Source organism: Arthrobacter sp. P1_D4 (assembly GCF_056406115.1).
On the sequence record NZ_JBFUAU010000022.1, the window covers coordinates 1 to 17,970 of the forward strand.

The 17,970-nt window shown below is 67.8% G+C and carries 18 protein-coding genes; 9 read left to right on the forward strand and 9 right to left on the reverse strand.

Annotated features, from left to right (window positions below; all coding sequences use genetic code 11):
• From AC1D0A_RS19250 to AC1D0A_RS19270, 5 genes are all read right to left on the reverse strand, one after another.
• The coding region (locus AC1D0A_RS19250) for a lyase family protein (RefSeq protein WP_476946556.1) at positions 1 to 475 on the reverse strand (475 nt) is incomplete at its 3' end.
• Between the two features lie 9 nt (positions 476 to 484).
• A complete protein-coding gene (locus AC1D0A_RS19255; protein WP_476946557.1) occupies positions 485 to 1,552 on the reverse strand; it encodes an asparaginase in 1,068 nt (355 codons plus the stop codon).
• Between the two features lie 126 nt (positions 1,553 to 1,678).
• Positions 1,679 to 2,374 (reverse strand): FadR/GntR family transcriptional regulator, encoded by a 696-nt coding sequence (locus tag AC1D0A_RS19260; RefSeq protein WP_476946558.1) that lies wholly within the window; start codon positions 2,372 to 2,374, stop codon positions 1,679 to 1,681.
• 137 nt (positions 2,375 to 2,511) lie between these two features.
• On the reverse strand, positions 2,512 to 3,255 hold the full coding sequence (locus AC1D0A_RS19265; protein WP_476942977.1) for a YcnI family copper-binding membrane protein: 744 nt from the start codon (positions 3,253 to 3,255) through the stop codon (positions 2,512 to 2,514).
• Between the two features lie 119 nt (positions 3,256 to 3,374).
• Positions 3,375 to 3,995 (reverse strand): hypothetical protein, encoded by a 621-nt coding sequence (locus tag AC1D0A_RS19270; protein WP_476946559.1) that lies wholly within the window; start codon positions 3,993 to 3,995, stop codon positions 3,375 to 3,377.
• 397 nt (positions 3,996 to 4,392) lie between these two features.
• On the opposite strand from AC1D0A_RS19270, the gene AC1D0A_RS19275 reads away from it, so the two are divergent.
• Entirely contained in the window at positions 4,393 to 4,701 is a 309-nt protein-coding gene (locus tag AC1D0A_RS19275; RefSeq protein ID WP_243178039.1) for a type II toxin-antitoxin system Y4mF family antitoxin, read from the forward strand.
• The gene (locus AC1D0A_RS19280; protein WP_476946560.1) at positions 4,698 to 5,996 is read left to right on the forward strand and encodes a type II toxin-antitoxin system HipA family toxin; all 1,299 of its coding nucleotides are present in this window, start codon (positions 4,698 to 4,700) and stop codon (positions 5,994 to 5,996) included. Before AC1D0A_RS19275 ends, AC1D0A_RS19280 begins: the two co-directional genes overlap by 4 nt.
• 61 nt (positions 5,997 to 6,057) lie before the next feature.
• Here AC1D0A_RS19280 and AC1D0A_RS19285 read toward each other — a convergent pair whose 3' ends face one another.
• Complete coding sequence (locus AC1D0A_RS19285) at positions 6,058 to 6,675, reverse strand: uracil-DNA glycosylase family protein (RefSeq protein ID WP_028276890.1); 618 nt, start codon at positions 6,673 to 6,675, stop codon at positions 6,058 to 6,060.
• 467 nt (positions 6,676 to 7,142) lie between these two features.
• Here AC1D0A_RS19285 and AC1D0A_RS19290 point away from each other — a divergent pair, with 467 nt between their 5' ends.
• Complete coding sequence (locus AC1D0A_RS19290; RefSeq protein WP_476942975.1) at positions 7,143 to 7,652, forward strand: hypothetical protein; 510 nt, start codon at positions 7,143 to 7,145, stop codon at positions 7,650 to 7,652.
• Positions 7,653 to 7,677: 25 nt separating this feature from the next.
• On the opposite strand, the gene AC1D0A_RS19295 is transcribed toward AC1D0A_RS19290, so the two are convergent.
• Both AC1D0A_RS19295 and AC1D0A_RS19300 read right to left on the reverse strand, forming a co-directional pair.
• Positions 7,678 to 9,144, reverse strand: coding sequence for an HNH endonuclease (locus AC1D0A_RS19295; protein ID WP_476946561.1), 1,467 nt, complete (start codon positions 9,142 to 9,144; stop codon positions 7,678 to 7,680).
• A gap of 3 nt (positions 9,145 to 9,147) precedes the next feature.
• Positions 9,148 to 9,492 carry a hypothetical protein gene (locus tag AC1D0A_RS19300; protein ID WP_028276889.1) on the reverse strand — a complete coding sequence of 115 codons (345 nt, stop codon included), beginning with the start codon at positions 9,490 to 9,492 and terminating at the stop codon, positions 9,148 to 9,150.
• Between the two features lie 230 nt (positions 9,493 to 9,722).
• On the opposite strand from AC1D0A_RS19300, the gene AC1D0A_RS19305 reads away from it, so the two are divergent.
• Positions 9,723 to 11,447: a serine hydrolase gene (locus tag AC1D0A_RS19305; protein WP_476946562.1), complete on the forward strand. Its 1,725-nt coding sequence runs from the start codon at positions 9,723 to 9,725 to the stop codon at positions 11,445 to 11,447.
• A 72-nt stretch (positions 11,448 to 11,519) separates the two neighbouring features.
• Positions 11,520 to 12,029 (forward strand): hypothetical protein, encoded by a 510-nt coding sequence (locus AC1D0A_RS19310; RefSeq protein WP_476946563.1) that lies wholly within the window; start codon positions 11,520 to 11,522, stop codon positions 12,027 to 12,029.
• Here AC1D0A_RS19310 and AC1D0A_RS19315 read toward each other — a convergent pair.
• Positions 12,026 to 13,570, reverse strand: a complete 1,545-nt coding sequence (locus AC1D0A_RS19315) for an amidohydrolase (RefSeq protein WP_476946564.1) — start codon at positions 13,568 to 13,570, stop codon at positions 12,026 to 12,028. The genes AC1D0A_RS19310 and AC1D0A_RS19315 overlap by 4 nt on opposite strands.
• 245 nt (positions 13,571 to 13,815) lie before the next feature.
• On the opposite strand from AC1D0A_RS19315, the gene AC1D0A_RS19320 reads away from it, so the two are divergent.
• From AC1D0A_RS19320 to AC1D0A_RS19335, 4 genes are all read left to right on the forward strand, one after another.
• Positions 13,816 to 14,151 (forward strand): hypothetical protein, encoded by a 336-nt coding sequence (locus tag AC1D0A_RS19320; RefSeq protein WP_028276886.1) that lies wholly within the window; start codon positions 13,816 to 13,818, stop codon positions 14,149 to 14,151.
• The gene (locus AC1D0A_RS19325; protein ID WP_018776072.1) at positions 14,148 to 15,203 is read left to right on the forward strand and encodes a zinc-dependent alcohol dehydrogenase family protein; all 1,056 of its coding nucleotides are present in this window, start codon (positions 14,148 to 14,150) and stop codon (positions 15,201 to 15,203) included. Before AC1D0A_RS19320 ends, AC1D0A_RS19325 begins: the two co-directional genes overlap by 4 nt.
• A 155-nt stretch (positions 15,204 to 15,358) precedes the next feature.
• Positions 15,359 to 17,095: a DUF4389 domain-containing protein gene (locus AC1D0A_RS19330; protein WP_476946565.1), complete on the forward strand. Its 1,737-nt coding sequence runs from the start codon at positions 15,359 to 15,361 to the stop codon at positions 17,093 to 17,095.
• Positions 17,096 to 17,186: 91 nt separating this feature from the next.
• A complete protein-coding gene (locus AC1D0A_RS19335) occupies positions 17,187 to 17,966 on the forward strand; it encodes an SDR family NAD(P)-dependent oxidoreductase (RefSeq protein WP_243178031.1) in 780 nt (259 codons plus the stop codon).
• Positions 17,967 to 17,970: the final 4 nt, after the last annotated feature.

Consider the following 17,970-nt stretch of genomic DNA (forward strand, 5'->3'; position numbering starts at 1 on the left):
GTGGACTGGCTGAGGTTGACGTGGTCGTTGGGGTGGACTGGCTGAGGTTGACGTGGTCGTTGGGGTGCAGCCGGGCGTAGTCGCCCTTCGGGTGTCCGAGGATTTCCAGGGCCCGGTTGGCGATGACCTCGTTGGCGTTCATGTTCGAGGAGGTCCCGGCGCCGCCCTGGATGACGTCGACGACGAACTGTTCGCTGAGTTTGCCGTTCATGACCTCGGTGCAGGCTTCCCCGATGGCGGCGGCACGCCCGGCGTCGAGGAGTCCGAGCTCGTGGTTGGTGCGGGCGGCGGCGAGCTTCACGGCGGCCAGCCCGCGGACCAGGTGCATGTTCGAGGACAGCGGCTGGCCCGTGATGGGGAAGTTCTCCACGGCCCGGAGGGTGTGGACGCCCCAGTAGGCGCCGGCGGGAACATCCCGGTCACCCAGGAGATCGTGTTCGGAGCGGAATTCTGCGCGTTCGTCGTGCGAGGTCATGGCGGTCCCTTACAGGTCTTTGGGGGCGTGGGAGATCTTGGGGTCAGCGAGGAAATCGGTGGCCTGCAGCAGCCCGACGGGCCGGCCGCCGCCCAGCACAGGGGTAGCGGCGAGGCGCGCCAGGGGGGAGGTGTCGACGTCGAGCGCGGCCAGGACCCGGACGGTGACGGGCATCCGGGCGCGGTCTCCGCCGTCGGAAACCTTCACGGCAAGGGCGCGGCCGTCCGGGAGGCCCACCAGCTGGACGCCCTCGAAGCCGTCCTTGGCGAGCAGGCCGGGGACCAGGCGCATCAGCGCGGTGACGTCCCGGTCCTCGCCCGCAACCATCTCGGGGTGGCGGCGCATGGCGCGGCCGACGGCGGCTTCCGCTTCGCCGGCTTCTGTTTCGCCGGATCTGGATCCGGACGCGGCGGCCGCGGCCAGGCGGCCGAAGGCGCGGGCCATGCCGCGCAGCGTGAGCGCGAAGAGCGGGGTGCCGCAGCCGTCAGTGGTGGTGCGCTGGGGGTCTTCACCGCTCAGGTCCGCCACGGTCCGGGCCACCAGCTGCTGCAGCGGGTGCGCCGGGTCCAGGTAGCCCTGGACCGGCCAGCCGTTGATGACGCAGGTGGCCGCCATGGCGGCATGCTTTCCAGAACAGTTCTGCGTCAGTTGGGTGGCCTGGCCGCCGCCGCCGAGCCAGTCTTCGCGTTCGCGGGCGCCGTAGGGGAGGTCGGTGCTGTTCTCGAGGTCCGCGGGCGTCAGGCCGTGCAGCTCCAGGATGCGCCCGGCGCCGTCACGGTGGCTGGCTGCGCCGGAATGGCTGGCGGCGGCGAGGGCGAGGAGTTTGTCCGGGAGGTCCAGCCCGGCGCGGACCATGGCGACGGCCTGCAGGGGCTTCAGGGCGGACCGCGGGTAGAACGGGGCGAGGGGCTCCCCGGCAGTGAGGAGGATCTGGCCGTCCGCTGCGGTGGCGATGACCGAGCCGTAGTGCACACTCTCGACCAGCCCGTCCCGGGTCTGGACCGCAAGCGGGACGTGCTGCGGCAGCCACTCCGGGGCGAGCGGGGTCGGGGTGTTGGCGAGAGCAGGGGAAGTCATTGCGTCCTTTGGCGGTGGCGGTTGATGCGGTTGTGGTGGCTGGTCACTGTGCTGGTGCTGGTTTTGCCGGTGCTGACCAGATTGCTTACGGCATCGTTGACGGCACCAGGCGCCAGGCGCTTCACGTCAGGCGTTGAGGATCGAGTCGAGGGCAATGCCAACGGCGTGCAGATGCTGGCTCATGGCGATGCGCGCCGTCGCCGCATCCCCGGATTCGATCGCGGCCAGGATGCGCCGGTGCTCCTCGTCGGACGCGTGCTGGCGGTCCGCCACCATGTTCAGGGTCTCGGACTGGTGGGCGAGGGCGTCCCGGATGTCCGCGACGACGTTCTCGAAGACCTTGTTCCGGCTGGCCCGCGCGATCAAGGCGTGGAAGCTGGAGTCCAGGCTCACCCACACTTCGGGGTCGTCCTCGCCGCTCATCGCGGCAACGATGTCGCGCAGCGTTGACAGCTCCTCGGCCGAACGGCGTTCTGCAGCCAGTCCGGCGGCAGGAACCTCGATATGGGGACGCGCCTCCGTGAGGTCGCGGGCCGAGTATTGGCCCAGGACCAGGTCCTTTGCCACGCGGTTGGCGACGACGAACGTGCCCCGCCCGGTCTTGGTGACCGTCAAGCCCAGGGCGGTGCAGGAGCGCAAGGCCTCGCGGACCACGGAGCGGCTCACGCCGTACTGCTGGGCAAGAGTGGCCTCGGAGCTCAGCTTGGCGCCGACGCCGAGCTTGCCGGATTCGATCTCGGTGCGGAGGACGTTGAAAACGGCTTCGGCGGCACTGAGGCGAGCCAAGGGCTGTCCTGCTGTCCGGCTGTCTGACAGGTTCACGCTTTAAAACATGGCAGAGATCACACCGGGGTGTCAAGTATGACGGCGGCCCCGGGGGTCCGGGGCCGCCGTCGCCGCTCGCGCCGGAGTTCCGGCGGCGGCCTACCTGCCTGGGTTTGTGTGGCTGCTGGCCGGGACTACTGGACCTTGGACGGGCGGGTGCGGACCAGCGCGGTGACGCCCGCGGCCAGTCCGATCAGCCCTGCAGCCAGCCCGATCCAGCCGGCGGCGGATCCGCCGTCACTGGACGTGCCCGCTGCCGCTGCCGGGGCCGCCGAGGGTGCGGTCGTCGTGGCTGCGGCGGGGACGGCTGCGCCGTGGGCGTCGGCGTCCTTGGCCGTGGTCACGAAGGAGGGTGCCGGGTGCCCGGGTTCAGCCTGGCCCTCGACCGTCTTCTCGTCCCACTTCACGACGGTTCCATCGGTGTAGGTCTGGGCCGTCGGCAGCGTCACCGTGGTTCCCGCGTCCGGCAGGACGCCGACGGACAGTGAGAAGGCCTGGTACTCGTCCGGTCCGATCTGGTGGGCCTCGTCAGCGGTCCAGACCACGGAACTCGGGGCCTTGGTGACCGTGGCGCCGGCGACCGTGATCGGCTTCGGCAGCTCGCTCGTGGTGATGACGGCCTTCCAGCCCTCGACAGGCTTCACCGACACCGAAGTGAACGGGGTGTCCGTGGGCAGCGTGACTTCGAGTTTGCTGGTCTTGGCCGATTCCGACTCGCTGGGGACGTTGAACGTCAGGTGGCTGTAGCCGCCAGCGGCGGGATCATCGGTGTCGACGTGGACGTGGGCGGAGGCGGCTGCTGCGCCGGCGGCGAGCAGGCCCGCGGTCAACGTGGCGGCAGCGGCGGTTTTGAGGGTACGGCGAAGGGGGGACTTCATGGCAAAGGTGCCTTTCACTAACGGATATCAGGTGGGGAGCCGTCCGGTGCGTTGTCCGTCCGGCGGTAGCAGTGGGGTGGCCGCCTGCTGTCCCCGTCCGTATGTGAAAGGGATTGATGTCAGGCGGCGGGCGACAACTCCGGAGGTCCGCGCCTGGTCGGCAGGCGGAGGCCAGCCCGGGCTTTGGGGAGGACCAGGTTGACCGCGCAGGGGCCGGGGACGCGCAGGGGCGTGGCGGCGGAGGGCTGGGGCAGCTGCACGAGCGGGCGCAGCCAGGAAACAAGTGCGGACAGGGCCCGCTCGCTGCGGGCGAGCAAAAGTGCCGTGCCGAGCGTCGCCATCGCGTGGGCGGCGAACATGGCTCCGCCCATGTCGGCCGCCGAAACCGCCATGGAAGGGTCGGGCATCGCCGGGGCAATGGCAGCCGCCGAATGGCCCGGATGGCCCGGATGACCCGCAGCCATCCGGCCCTGGAGGGCCGCGGGCGCCCCTGAGGACAAGGCGCCGAAGGACCAGTGCAGCCACAGTTGCCCTACGCCGAGCAGGCCGGCCAGGGCCGGAAAGGACAGGCGGACGCGGGTCAGTACGGCCACGGGAACCATCGCCACGGCACACAACGCCGTCACGATCGCCGGCTCGGGCAGCCGTCCGCCGCCGGCCAGGTGGCCGCCGGCTGCCAGCGCCACGATGATGGATCCGATCAGGCCTGTGCGGAACAGCCGGAAGGAAGCGCGCGTCATCGTGTGCAGTCCTTTCCGGATTCCGTGGGGTCTGGTTGTCGCTTAAGTCCCTTAAATCCTACGGGCCATTGTGAACCGCCACGCCCGCGCGCGGCTGAACCGCCCAATCTGTGCCGGCAGGGCTGCGCCAGCCGGCTATGACGGCGGGTGCCTTCGATCGCCGGCGGTTGCCCCTGCCTACCCAGTGCGCCGGTACGTACGTGCCGTTATAGCTCTGTGCAGGCATCCTGGCCCGTCCTATACTGGAAATGCCTGCAAAGCGGCACGTTCGTACCGCCAGGGTACGAACCCACAGAGTTCGATCCCACGGGTTGGTACGCACACAGGGTTCGAACCCACAGGGTTCGTACGCACGAACGCCGGACCTCGGACGTGTGTTGATTAACGGGAGGCTGCCATGGGGAACGCATTTCCGGGCGAACTCGCTGCCGAGGCCCGGGCCCGGCGCGGGTCGCTCCGCCTGAGCCAGCGTGAGCTGGCCGAACTGGCCGGAGTCTCAGAGCGCTTCGTCCGGTTCGTCGAACAGGGAAAACGCACGGTGCAGCTGGACTCCCTGCTGGCGCTCCTGGACACACTGGGGCTGGAACTCCGGGTCCAGACCCGGACCAGCGCCGCAGCCCGTGCCCTCACCGGCCCGGTGGCCAGTCCGGTGGCCGGCCTGCGGGCCGACGGTGAACTGCGGGACGGGCCGGAAGCCCGGCCATGAGGCACCGCATCGCGGATATCTATAAGGCCGGCGTGCTGGCGGCCCGGCTGGAACGGCACGACGGCGGCACCAGGTTCAGCTACCTGCCGGCCTATCTGGCGTCCGGGGGCCCCGCCGTCGCGAGCTCCCTGCCGCTAACTCCGGAACCCGTGCTGTCCGCGGCGGGAGCGGCCCCGCCGTATTTCACGGGGCTTCTGCCGGAGGGCCGGCGGCTGAATGCGTTGCGCCGTTCCATCAAGACCAGTGTGGATGATGAGCTGTCCTTGCTCATCGCGGCCGGTGCCAACCCGGTGGGTGATGTGCAGATCGTTGGCCATGGCGAGAAGCTGGACCCGGACGAGCACGCCGTCGAGCTTGACCCCGCAACGCCCGTGGATTTCGAGGCCCTGCTGGGCGACTCCGGGCTGATCGACCCGGTGGCCCTGGCGGGGGTGCAGGACAAGCTGTCCGCTGGAATGATCTCCATGCCGGTGGCCAGCGCCGGCCGGCGCTACATCCTTAAACTCAACGCGCCCGAGTTCCCGCACGTCGTCGAAAACGAGTACGCGATGTTCCGGTACGCGGCGCGGCTGCGGATCCCTTTGAGCCGGGTCCAGCTGATCCGCGACGTCGCCGGGCGGCCCGGGTTGCTCGTGGAACGCTTCGACCGGGTGCCTGTAGCCAGTGGCACTGTATCCGGTGGGCCTGTATCCGGTGGGCCTGTCGCCGGCGTGTCGGGGCCCAAGGCGGCGGCCAGGTCGCCGCGGGCGGTGCAGCGGCTCGCCGTCGAGGACGGCGCGCAGGTGCTGGGCCTCTACCCTGCGGACAAGTACAACGTGGGATACGGGCAGGTGTGCCGTGCGCTTGCGGCTTATTGCGCGGCTCCGCTGCCCGCGGTGCGGAATTTGGCCCTCCAGGCGGCATTTGCGTGGCTGACGGGCAACGGCGACCTGCACGCGAAGAACGTTTCCATGGTGCAGCAGCCGGCCGGGGAATGGTCCATCGCGCCGGTATACGACATCCCGTCCACGGTCGTCTACGGGGACAAGACACTCGCCCTGACCCTGGACGGCAAACGCACAGGGATATCCCGGAAGCACTTCCTGGGCTGGGCCGCAGGGATGGGGCTGACTGAACGTGCCGCCGTCCAGGTGCTGGAACTGGCGCTGAAGGCCTCGGAACCGCTGCTGGCGGACCTTCAGGCGGGCACGGCGTTCCGCTCCATGACCGACGACGGCGCCTCGCCGTTTTCAGCGATGGTCACCCGCGACTGGGTCAAGGAACTCAAGCACCGGCGCAGGCTGCTGGCCGGGTGATGCCGCCGGCGCCGGCTCGGCTTGCGCCGGGTGCCGCTGACGGATGCCGTTGCGTGGAGCCTCAGAGGTGCTGGATGCCCGCCCGCTGCATGGCGTCTTTGTAGACCTCAACGTTCTTGGCGAGGAGCTCTTCCTGCTTGGCCGGAGATACCGCGAAGGCGCGGCCGCCAAGTGCGGTGGCCTTGTAGATCTTGACACCATGATTCTTCAGCGAGGAATGGTAGGTCTTCTCGAAAAGCGTCAGGAAGGAGTGGGCGTCCGCGCCGTGCGCAATAACGGCCGAGACGCGCTTGTTGATCTTGAGGAACTGGCGGAAGGGCCGGAGGCCGTCCGTCTTCTCCTGGACGTTCAGGGCCGAGGATGCCTCCGGATCGCGGATCCACGGGTAGGCGTTCCACGGCATCACATAGCGGGGGTCCAGCTCTGCGGCCTCGTAGATGGAAGTGGCGCGGCGGGCGGCTTCATCGTCGTTGAAGTGCGAGACAAAGCCCGATTCGGTGCCCTTGCCCGGGCTGATATGCAGGCTGACGATCCGGCATTCGTCCTCGTCATGGATGGGGTCGATGTACGGGACCACGGATCCAGGCTTCTTTTCCATGAGTTCGTCGCACAGCTGCGTCACCGCGGCGATGTTCGGCTCCTGCAGCAGGGTCTTCTTTTCGTCCCAGTCAATCGTCACGATTTCTCCCTCAGCACTTGGCGTCCAGAATCAGGCGGCTTCCTCCACTCTACGCTTTCGCGGCAGTGGGTGTTTCGGCCGGGACCTATTCGGCCGGGGCTGCGCGGGGTTTGCCCCGAGTCAACGGCCCTCTGGTGACGGCAGTGAGGCGGGCGTAGGCTTAAAGCGCCTGCAGGTAACCATCTGATGACTCCGGGTTGTTCGGGACATTGAAGTGTCCGAGCCGTCTCTTAGCGAGATCGCGAAGGTACCTGCAGGCCTGACGTCCGCCGCCGCTCAGGTGGTCGGGCGCTTTTCTTTGCCGCCGGCCTGCCGGATGCGATGAAGCGGGGCGGAGCCGAGGGCAAGAGCCGCGAATGGGACCGGTCGTTTGCAACGGGCAGCGGAAACCGAAGCCAAGAAGGCCCGTTTATCGCATTCCGTGGTTAGTGAGCCGTGCGCCGAGGAGTTTCTGCGAAAGTAGCGTCATGGACTTCGATATGCAGACGCTCACCGCCGCTGGCTTTACCGGTTTCCGGTCGTTCGCCGAACTCGAGCTGAATGAGATCCCGCAGGCCCCGGGTATCTACGTCGTGCTGATGCCGGAGGGCTTTACGCCCCGGTTTCTGGCGGGAAGCGCTGGAGGTCACTTCAAGGGCAAGGATCCTTCTCTTCCTCAGGCCGCCTTGTCTGCCGAATGGGTTGCCGGGGCTGAGGTCCTCTATATCGGCAAGGCAGGCGCGGGGAAGACGGGTAAGCGCGGCCTTCGTAAGAGGATCCGGGAAATGTCGGACTTCGGACGCGGTGTCCCGGTGGGCCACTGGGGTGGCAGGCTTCTGTGGCAACTCGCAGATTCGCAGGCCTTGATGGTTGCTTGGAAGGAACTGCCCCCAGAACTAGTGAACGCAGCGGAAGCACGTTATCAGCAGGATTTTCGTGCGTTCCACGGCCGGCTGCCGTTCGCCAACCTTGCTCAGGCCCGCATGACAGCGCACTAAGCCAGGCCAGCTTCAGGTGGTTGTTTCAGGCCGCTGCCGCTGCCGCTGCCGCTGCGCCCAGCCTTGCGCCAAGCCTTGCGCGCTTGGGCGCCATGGCGACGTACCGGAGTTTGCGCCTGTGGAGCGATGTGGCCGCTGGGCGAAACAGTGTTCCCGGCAGGGGCGGCGCGGTGGAGTAGTAGCTGTGGCCAGTGGGGGTGGTGATTTCCAGGGTGTGGCGGGTGCCGGGTGCGGGGCGTGCTTTCCAGCCGGGGGTTTCTTTGGTGTGGTTGCAGGCTTCGCAGAGGCCGGCGGCGTTGTCCGTGGTGGTCGGGCCGCCGGTGTGCCAGGGAATGATGTGGTCCAGGTGGCGGATGGGCGCGTCGCAGTAGGGAGTGCGGCAGGTGTCGTCTCTGGCCTGGATGAAGCGGCGGTGCCCGGGCGGGAAGAGCCGGGCGCGGGAGTCCATCCCCACAAGCTCGCCGGTGCCGGGGTGGGTGTAGAGCCGCCGGAGCAAGGTCTTGAAGTCCCGGTCCTTGGCGTTAGTCCCGGCGCCGATGCGTTCCCGGGCCCAGCCGGCGGGGACGGTGCCGTAGCCGGGGAGCCGGGCGGGTTCGGCGCCGGCCTGGAAGAGGGCGCGGTCGGTGATGACGAGCTGGATCTCGACCCCGCTGATCCCGCCCGGGGTCCCGGTGGTGCGTTCGACCAGGGCATCAGCCATGAGCTGCCCGCGGCCCCTCGGGTCCCCGGCGGCGCGGAGGGTGTCGGCGTGCCCGTTCAGCGCCTTGTAGACGGCGACGCCGGCGGTCACGGGCAGCAGAGCGGTGAGGTGGCACATGGTGTCGGGGACCGGGCGCAGGCTGACGTGCCGCTCGGATGCGGCGTGCGCGGCGCGTTCGGTCACCGAGCGGGGGTCACACCGGTACGCGGCGGCCCGGGCCGCGGCCACCAGGGACCGGTCACCGGCCCCGGCGAACGTCCCGGYGTCGGGYGCGAGTTCSKCGTCGACGGCGGCCCGGTCSGCGGCGSTCAGGSASGCGGTTTCGCGCACGAGCAGGGTGGCGCGCCATTCRTTCAGCTGYCCGGTYTSCAGGGCGGYGAGSGTGTGSGGCATTTCRGTCACGAGGGCTTTGGCCAGGCCSAGGAGCCGGCCGCCCCTGRCGGGTGATTCGCGSCGGGCSAGGGCGATCTGCGCGCCGACACCGGCGCCGAGCTTCTCGGCCGGGACTCCGGCGGCGGCCTGTTCGCGGCGTTGGAGCAGGCCGAAGGCCACGGCGAGCCGGGCCTGTTCCGCGGACGCGGCGGACTTCCAGTCCTCCAGTTCCCGGATCCGGTCAATGATCCCGGCACTGTCCGTGGGCGGACAGCCTAAGCCCAGAGGTCCGGCGGCCAGCCGGCCCGCCAAGGCCGCCTCGGCGGTGCCCGGAATGGCGGCGGCATCGCCCGCGGCGCGGCCGAAGCCGGCGTCGCCGTGTCCTGCCGGAGCCACTTCGGGCCCTTGATTGCCGTCCATGAATTAAGTGTCCCTGCGGGCTATGACATTTATGGCCCTCCGCAGCCGTTCCACCGCTTCGGAAGCCATCGGCGACCTTCCAGGTCCCAAAGTCACTCCCGAGACGCTGCCCAAGAAAATGTCGAGCTGAAGACGCGTCCGCAAGCCGTCGAGCGCGGAGTGCAACTCGTCAAGCCGTCGGTACTGTTCGATCATCCCGGCGGGATCCTCGGCCTGACGCACGTCCCGGAGCGCGCTGGAGCAGAATGCGAGCAAATCCTGGACGCCGTCGTCACCGCTCCCGGCGCGGCCGAGGCCGCCGTCGCCGTCTCCCGCCGGAACCACTTCGGGCCCCTGATTGCCGTCCATGAATCCAGTCTCCTCCGGGGATCCGACATTAATAGGGCAACCAGAAGGAGGCCGCGAGGTTAGCGGGATTGGTGGGATTCGTTGGCGGTTGTGGAGGTCCGGCCGCGAGTTCCCGGCGTCCGAGGACCCCCACCCGAGCGCATCGCCCCTGTCTCAAACACGGGCACGGGTCCATCATGGGAGGGGGCGTTAGCTCTGCGCCCCAGGCGGAACCGGGCGGAGGATTGTCCATGAACCAGAGGGAATCTATCGCGACGAGGATCAGCTCGCTGCCTTCGGACCGCCGCTCGTTACTTAAAGCGGTCGGCGTCGGCGCCGCGGGGATAGCGAGCATGCCGCTGCTGGCCGCCTGCACGTCCCAAAGTGCCCCCGCCGGTACCGGAAGCAGTGCCTCTGGCGCCTCCGGTACGCCGTCGGCGCCTCTGCTTCCGGCGCCGGAACCGCAGGTCAAACCGTTCCTGGACCAACAGAAGGTCAACGCCGCCTTGGCAAAGCTGGACGGGATGGTCCAGGGCGTGATGGAGAGTACCGGTGTTCCCGGAGTCGCCGTGGCCGTGGTCTACCAGGACCAAATGGTCTACGCCAAGGGGTTCGGCGTGCGGGAATCGGGCCGGCCCGAGACAGTGGACGCGGATACCGTTTTTCAATTGGCCTCGGTGTCCAAACCCTTGGCCTCCACGGTGGCGGCCGTGGCCGTGGGCCGCAAGGCCATCTCCTGGACGGAACCGGTGATCAACCACACCCCCGGCTTCGCCCTGAAAGACCCCTACGTCACGCGGAACGCCACGACGGCGGACCTGTTGTCACATCAAGGCGGCCTCAGTACGGGGGCGGGCGATCTGTTGGAAGACCTCGGATTCGACCAGTCCTATATTCTCAGCCACCTCAACCAGCAGCCGCTGGACTCATTTCGGTCGAGCTACAACTACAGCAACTTCGGCTACACGGCTGGTGCACAGGCTGTCGCCGATGCCATGAACAAGCCCTGGGCAGACCTCGCCGAAGAAGTCTTGTTCAAGCCCCTGGGCATGTCATCCACGAGCTATCGCCACGCGGACTACCAAAAGGCGACGAACAAGGCACTGATCCACGTCCCAGCCGGTAACAAGACCTGGGTGGCCAAATACTCCCGGGATGCCGACGCCGAAGCACCCGCCGGCGGGGCCAGTTCCTCCGTGCGCGACCTGGCCCGCTGGATCCGCCTGCAGCTCGCCAACGGCAGCTTTGAGGGAAGCGAGGTTATCGATCCGGACGCGCTTAGTGTCACGCATGTCCCGCACGCTGTCTCGGGCCCACCGCCGACGCCGGGCGCCCGCACCCGCTTCTACGGCTTGGGCTGGAACGTCTCCTACGACGACCACGCCCGGCTGATGCTCGGGCACTCGGGAGCCTTCAACCTTGGTGCCGCGACCGCAGTCTCACTGCTCCCCGGCGAGCAGCTGGGCATTGTTGCCCTGACCAATGGCCGGCCGCAGGGCATCCCCGAAGCCATCTGCGCCGCATTCCTGGACACGGCCCAGAACGGCGCCCCGACAGTGGACTGGATCGGATTCACCTCGGGCGTCTTCCAGAAGATCGATGAGGCGGAGAAGCCAAAAGTTGACTATTCCAAGGCACCGGCCCAGGCCAAACCGGCGCAGGGCAACGATTTCTACATCGGCAGTTACGCGAACTCCTACTACGGCCCGCTCACCGTCGCGGTGGAGAACGGCGTGCTGACCCTTGAGCTGGGCCCGGCCGGCAGGACCACCAAGTTCCCGCTCACTCATTTTGACGGCGACACCTTCAGCTTTGAATCAATCGGCGAGAACGCCAACGGTCTTGCCGGGGCAATCTTCGCCCCCGGCGCGGACGCAGCCCCCGGCGCGGACGCCGCAGCCGGAGGCGGCACGGCGTCGAGCGTCAGGCTCGATTTCTACGATCAGACCGGGCTGGGCACCTTCACCCGCGGCTGAGCCCGGACTTCAGTGAGTGAGCTTCTTCCGTAAGCTTCAAAGGAACGCCACGAGCCCCGATCCAAGGAACCCATGCCCATCAACACACAATCGCTGAAACAGGACGGCTTCACCGGTTTCCGGCCGCTCCAGGACCTTGACATCAACCGGATCCCGCAGAAGCCCGGGATCTTCGCGGTACTGCGGCCGGAGGGCTTCCGGCCCCAGTTCCTGACCAGGAGCACCGCCGGCATCTTCAAGAAGAAGAACCCCACCCTCAAGACGGACGCTCTCGATGCCGAATGGGTGGACGGCGCCGATGTCCTCTTCGTGGGCAAAGCCGGCCCCGGAAGCAAGGGCAACCGCGGACTGCGCCGGCAAATCCAGGAATTCGTCGACTTCGGCGAAGGCAGGCCGCCGGGCCACTGGGACGGCCGGCTCATCTGGCAGCTCGCAGCGGCAGGGTCCCTGATCATCGCGTGGAAAGAGTTGCCCGTTGAGCAACTCAACGCGGCCGAAGCCCGGTGCCATGCCGCATTCATCGAAGAATACGGCCGCCTGCCGTACGCCAACTTAGTCCAGGCGCGCGTCAAAGGTGCTTAGCCGCCGTACGTGAACCGTCCCGCCACTAACGTGGCGGCCACCGGCATGGCCGCAAACTCCGCATCCGACACGGTCAGAGGGTCGCCGTCGAGCACTGCAATATCGGCGGGGTCCCCGACCCGGAGACGGCCGCGACCGCGGGTCGAGGCCGTGAGGGCCTCCTGCCGCGTGAGGGCCTGCTCGGCATGCCACGGCCCGCGGCCATCCAGCCGGGCCCGCGCCGTGGCAGCGGACATGGCAATCCACGGATCCAGCGGGGCCACCGGAGCGTCCGAGCCCAGGGCGAGAGTCGCCCCGGCGGCCAGCAATGAACGGAGCGGGAAGGACCGGTCCGTTCGCCCCGGCCAGTTCGCCTCGGCGGCGTCCCGGTCATCGAGGGCATGCGCAGGCTGGACACTCGCGGTCACGCCCAACCGGCCGAAGCGGGCGAAATCCTCGCTCCGGACAAACTGGGCATGCTCCACCCGTCCGGCGATGCCCGCCGCCTCAAACGCATCCAAGGCGACTTGGTTGGCCGCGTCGCCGATTGCGTGGACCGCCGGCACAAAACCCGCCTGCCGCGCCCGGACCAACAGGGCGAGCAGCTCCGACTCGCTCACGGTCAGCAGCCCGTGGCCGCCGTTCGGATACGGGTCAACGCAATACGCTGTGCGGGTATTGAGCGAGCCGTCGATCAGCACCTTCAAGGGGCCCACGCTCAGCAGCCCGCCACTGCCGGCCACTGCCAAACCTGTCCGCAGCCCCTCTGCCACGGCCCGGTCCAGGTCCTGCGGATAGACGCCCGCTTCAACGCGCAGGGCAGCGAAGCCGCTGGAGATCCTCCGCAGCCAGGCGTCGCGGTTCCACGTCATCTCGAAGTCCACAATCCCGACCACGCCCCGCGCGGCCGCAGCCTGCCCTGCCTGCCGCACCCACGGATCCACCACCGCGTCCGGCAGCTGGCCAAGCTCCCGGGTCAGGGCGAACGCCGGTTCTTCCCGGAGCAGCCCGCCCGCATCCACCGGCATTCCGTACTGTTGGGCCGCTGCGGAGTTGAGCCAGACACAGTGGAGGTCGTGGCTGATCAGCGCCGTAGGCCGGCCGCGCGTCACGCCGTCCAGGAGGTCCAGACTGGGCAGGTCATGCCAGATGGCATCGCGGAAACCGACGCCCACCAGCGTCTGGACGGGACCCGGAGCTCCGGCGCCGCTTCCGGCCCCGGCGATATGGGCCTCCGCGATATTGTCCCCGGCGATATGGGCCCCGACGACGGCGGCCGCCTCGCGCGCCGAACCGGCACCGGAGAGGTCAAGCCGGTTGGAGGCCAGCGCCCACTGCGTCATATGAACGTGCTCATCCCACAGCCCAGGAACGGCGTAGCGGCCCTCCAGATCCACCACCCGGGTTGCAGCGGGGAGCGCACCCGAGCCCGGGCGCGACGGGATGATCGCCGACACGGCCCCGGCGCGAAGATGAACGTCGAAGCATATTTCCTCCCCGGGGTGCCGCACGGAGGCCAGCACGAGATCCGGGGGTCGGCGGGGATCGAGCGGATCAGACATAGGAACAGGCTAGGCGTGCGACGCCGCAGGACCCAACAGGCGCACACGGGACTTTCGCCCCTTACCTCTGCCACGAGCGCCCCCCAAGCTGAATGTGTGGGGAGGTTGCTGCACGGCCAGTTGGGGGACGTGTCGAGCGAAGAACCACTTCACGTAATACGGCACGGGTCTCACCGCGAATTGGGGAAGGAAATGGCGTTTGCACTTTCCGGCTTCAGCAGGAAAAGGCAGGAGACCACGGCCACATGAGTATCCACCACCATTCGGGGGACCCTAAACTCAAGGTGCTCATCCGCCTGAACGCCGACGCCGAAACAGCGCGGATCGACGTGCATGGTGTGGTGACCGTGGCCAACGTGCGGGCGCTGTACGTCGTTTGCCGCCGCGTCACAAGCAAGCTTCCCGGGTTTGAACTCGTGCTCGACCTCGCCCATGCCCGGGTGTCGGCCGCCGCGATCGAGGAACTCCGTGAGCGTGCCCGCGCCTCGTTGCTGTATTCGGGGATCGATGGCACGGAGACTCCGTGCCGTCTGCGCCTCGTGGACCCGCTGGTCATCCTCAAAACCAAGGAGCACGTATGAAAGCCCTCGTCTATGGCGGTCCCGGGGAGAAATCGTGGACCGAGGTCCCCGACCCCACCATCCAGAATCCCAGCGATGTGATCGTCAAAGTGGACACCACCACCATCTGTGGGACCGATCTGCACATCCTCAAAGGCGACGTCCCCGCGGTGGCCAAGGGCCGCATCCTGGGCCACGAAGGGGTCGGCACCATCACGGAGATCGGCGCCTCCGTGACCAGCCTCAAGGTCGGGGACCGCGTCATCATTTCATGCATCAAGTCCTGCGGGCACTGCGCCAACTGCAAGACCGGCCTGTACTCCCATTGCCTGGGGGAGGAGGGAACCTCCGGCATCGGCTGGGTTTTCGGACATCTGATCGACGGCACGCAGGCCGAGTTCGTCCGCGTCCCCTACGCAGAGAACTCCCTGCACCTCCTGCCTGAGGGAGTCAGCGACCAGCAGGCCGTCATGCTCTCCGACATCCTCCCCACCGGCTTTGAGATCGGCGTGCAGTACGGCCGGGTCAAGCCCGGCGACACGGTCGCCGTCATCGGCGCGGGCCCCGTGGGACTTGCCGCGATCTCCACCGCCGGCCTCTACGGCGCCGCCACGATCATCGCCGTCGACCTCGACGCGAACCGGCTCGAGAAATCCCGCGAATTCGGAGCCACCGATGTGGTCCTCTCATCCGATGCCGACTGGAAGGAGCAGCTCATGCTCCTGACCGACGGGCAGGGCGTGGACGTGGCGATCGAGGCCGTGGGCGTCCCGGCGACCTTCACGATGTGCACCGACATCGTGCGTCCTGGCGGCACCGTGGCCAACGTGGGCGTGCACGGCAAAGCCGTGGAACTTCACGTCGAAGACCTCTGGATCCGGAACATCAACATCAGCATGGGCCTGGTGAACACCAACACCACCCCCATGCTGCTCAAGCTCGTGGCACAGCAAAAGATCCCCGCGGACAGTTTCGCCACCCACCACTTCACCTTTGACGAGTTCATGGAGGCGTACGACACTTTTGCCCGCGCCGCGGAGACGAAGGCCCTCAAAGTCGTGATCACGGCATGAAAGCGCTCGTCGTCCTCCACTCCGGCAGTGCCGGCGCGATCGACGAAGCCAAGCCGTTCGTGATCTCGCTCGGGCGGTAGCGGCCCGGGCCGCCAGCTTCCGGAAGCCACGCCCGGCCGGGCGTGGCAAACGGACCATCTGAAAGGACGGCGGTCATGAAAGCAGGCCGGATTGTCATGCTGGTGATCGGCTCGCTGTGCGCGCTGGTCGGTTTGGGACTGTTGGCGGGCGCCGGTTTTGCGGGCTGGGTCAACTACCAGCAACGTGACGGCAGGTACTTCATCACGCCGTCGGCGCCTTTCTCAGGCAATTCCTACGCGCTGACGACCCCCCGGCTGGACCTCATGACCGGCGGCGGCGTGGACGACGGCGTTCCGGTGGACATTGCGGGCAGCGTGCTGCTCCGCGGTTCCTCCACCGACCCCGGCAAGGAAATCTTCATCGGAATTGCCCCGCGGGCCGACGTCGCGACGTACCTGGCCGGTGTCCGGCGCACCGAAATCGTCGACGTCAGGTTCAACCCCTTCCGCGCGCGGTACCGCGAAGTGGCCGGCTCCCAAATCCCGTCCACCCCGGCGCAGCAGACCTTCTGGGCCGCGACTGCCACAGGCCCGGGGGAACAGGAACTGACCTGGGACCTCCGCTCCGGATCCTGGGCAGTGGTGGTCATGAATGCCGACGCGACGTCTCCGGTGAGCGTGAATCTGCAGGCAGGGGCACGCACAGACCTGCTCCTGCCGGTGTTCATCGGCCTGCTGATCGGCGGACTCGTGATGCTGCTGATCGGCGTGCCGCTGATAGTGCTGGGCGCCGTTGGACTCGGCCGCGGCGGCCCGGGCCAAGGCGGGACGGGCAGCGGTGTCCCTCCCGGCCGCTTGCCGGCCCACCCCGGCCAGCCGTATCCCGCGGGTCCCTACCCGCCCAGGGTCACCCCCGGCCAGCAGAACAGTGCGGCCCCGCCGGGTGCCGTGGCGACCTACGCTGCCCCGCCGGGGACTCCGTATCCGGTGTCGCCGGGTGCTACGACCGCATATGTGTACCCCGCCCGCCTCCACGGCTACCTCGACCCGAACCTGTCACGGTGGATGTGGCTCGTGAAGTGGTTCCTGGCCATCCCGCACTTCATCGTCCTGTTTATCCTCTGGTTCGCCTTCGGAGTGGTCACGATTGTGGCGTGGTTCGCGATCCTGTTCACGGCGCGCTACCCGCGCTCGCTGTTCAATTTCAGTGTCGGCGTGATCCGCTGGAACTGGCGTGTGGCCTTCTACGCCTTCAGCGCGATCGGCACGGATGTGTATCCCCCCTTCACCCTGGCCCGCACCGATTACCCGGCGGACTTCGACGTCGACTATCCCGAACGGCTGTCCCGCGGCCTGGTGCTGGTGAAATCCTGGCTGCTGGCCATTCCACATCTGCTGCTTATCAGCCTGCTGACGGGGACCGCGAGGACGTGGGAGTACCGGGACGGCGAGTGGGTGCAGCAAGGTGTGGGCATCTCCTTCCTGGGGCTGCTGGTCCTGATCGCCGGCGTGATCCTGTTGTTCACGGGCCAATACCGGCGGGGGCTCTTCGACCTCCTGCTTGGCCTGAACCGCTGGATCTACCGCGTTATCGCCTACGTTGCCCTCATGCGGGACGAATATCCGCCATTCCACCTTGATATGGGTCCGGTCGATCCTGGCGAGCTGCCGGTGCCTGCATACGCCGGACCTGCGCTCGGAACCGGAGGACCCGGACCCGGGCCCGTCGGTCCTGGACCAGCCACCGGACCCSCGGTCGGACCCGGACCCGGACCCTCCGCCGGACCAKGACCCGGGCCCGCGCCCGAACCCGGGCCCGCGCCCGGAACCGGAGGACCAGCCACCGGACCCGGAGGGCTGCCCAGAAGCTAATGCGGCGCTGCGCCCGGTCCTCTTGCCACCCGCCCTCCGCAAGAACATAGTTGAGGGAATTCACGTACTCCGCGGCACTAGGCAGGCGACCATGGTGAACATCGGGATTCCGGAAAACGGCGTGCTTCACGGCAAGACCGCCCTGATCTACGGCGGCGGCGGGGCGGTCGGCGGGGCGGTGGCAAGGGCTTTCGCGGCCGACGGCGCCACGGTGCACATTGCCGGAAGGACGGAATCGCGGCTGGAAAAAGTAGCCAATGACATTCGCGAGGCAGGCGGCACAGCCGAAACCGCCGTCGTCGACGCCCTGGACGAAGAGCAGGTGGATGCCTTCGTAAGCCGGGTGGCGAAGAAGAGCAAGAGGATCGACATCTCCTTCAACGTGATCTCATTCGGCGACGTCCAGCAGCCACTCATGGAGATTGATGTGGATGACTTCACCCAGCCCATCACCCTGGCCGCGCGGACGCACTTCCTGACCACCCGCGCGGCCGCCGCCCACATGGTCAAGCAACGCTCCGGCGTCGTGCTCATGTTCGGCGGCTCGGGCCCGCAGACGATCCCCGGTCTGGGCGGTTTCAAGGTGGCGCTCGACGCGATGGAAGGACTACGCCGGCAATGGGCCCTGGAACTGGGAAAACACGGCATCAGGGTGGTCACCATGGTCACCGGCGGCATTATCGAAACCATCCCGTGGCAGGCCGAGGGCCGCGATGAGATCGTGGTGGAGATTGCCAGGGCCGCGCATTTGAACCGGACGGCCACGCTGGCGGACGTCGGTAACGTGGCCTCCTTCATCGTCTCGGACAAGGCGGCGGCCATCACGGACGCTACCGTCAACATCTCCGCCGGCGCGATCGTGGACTACTGACGCC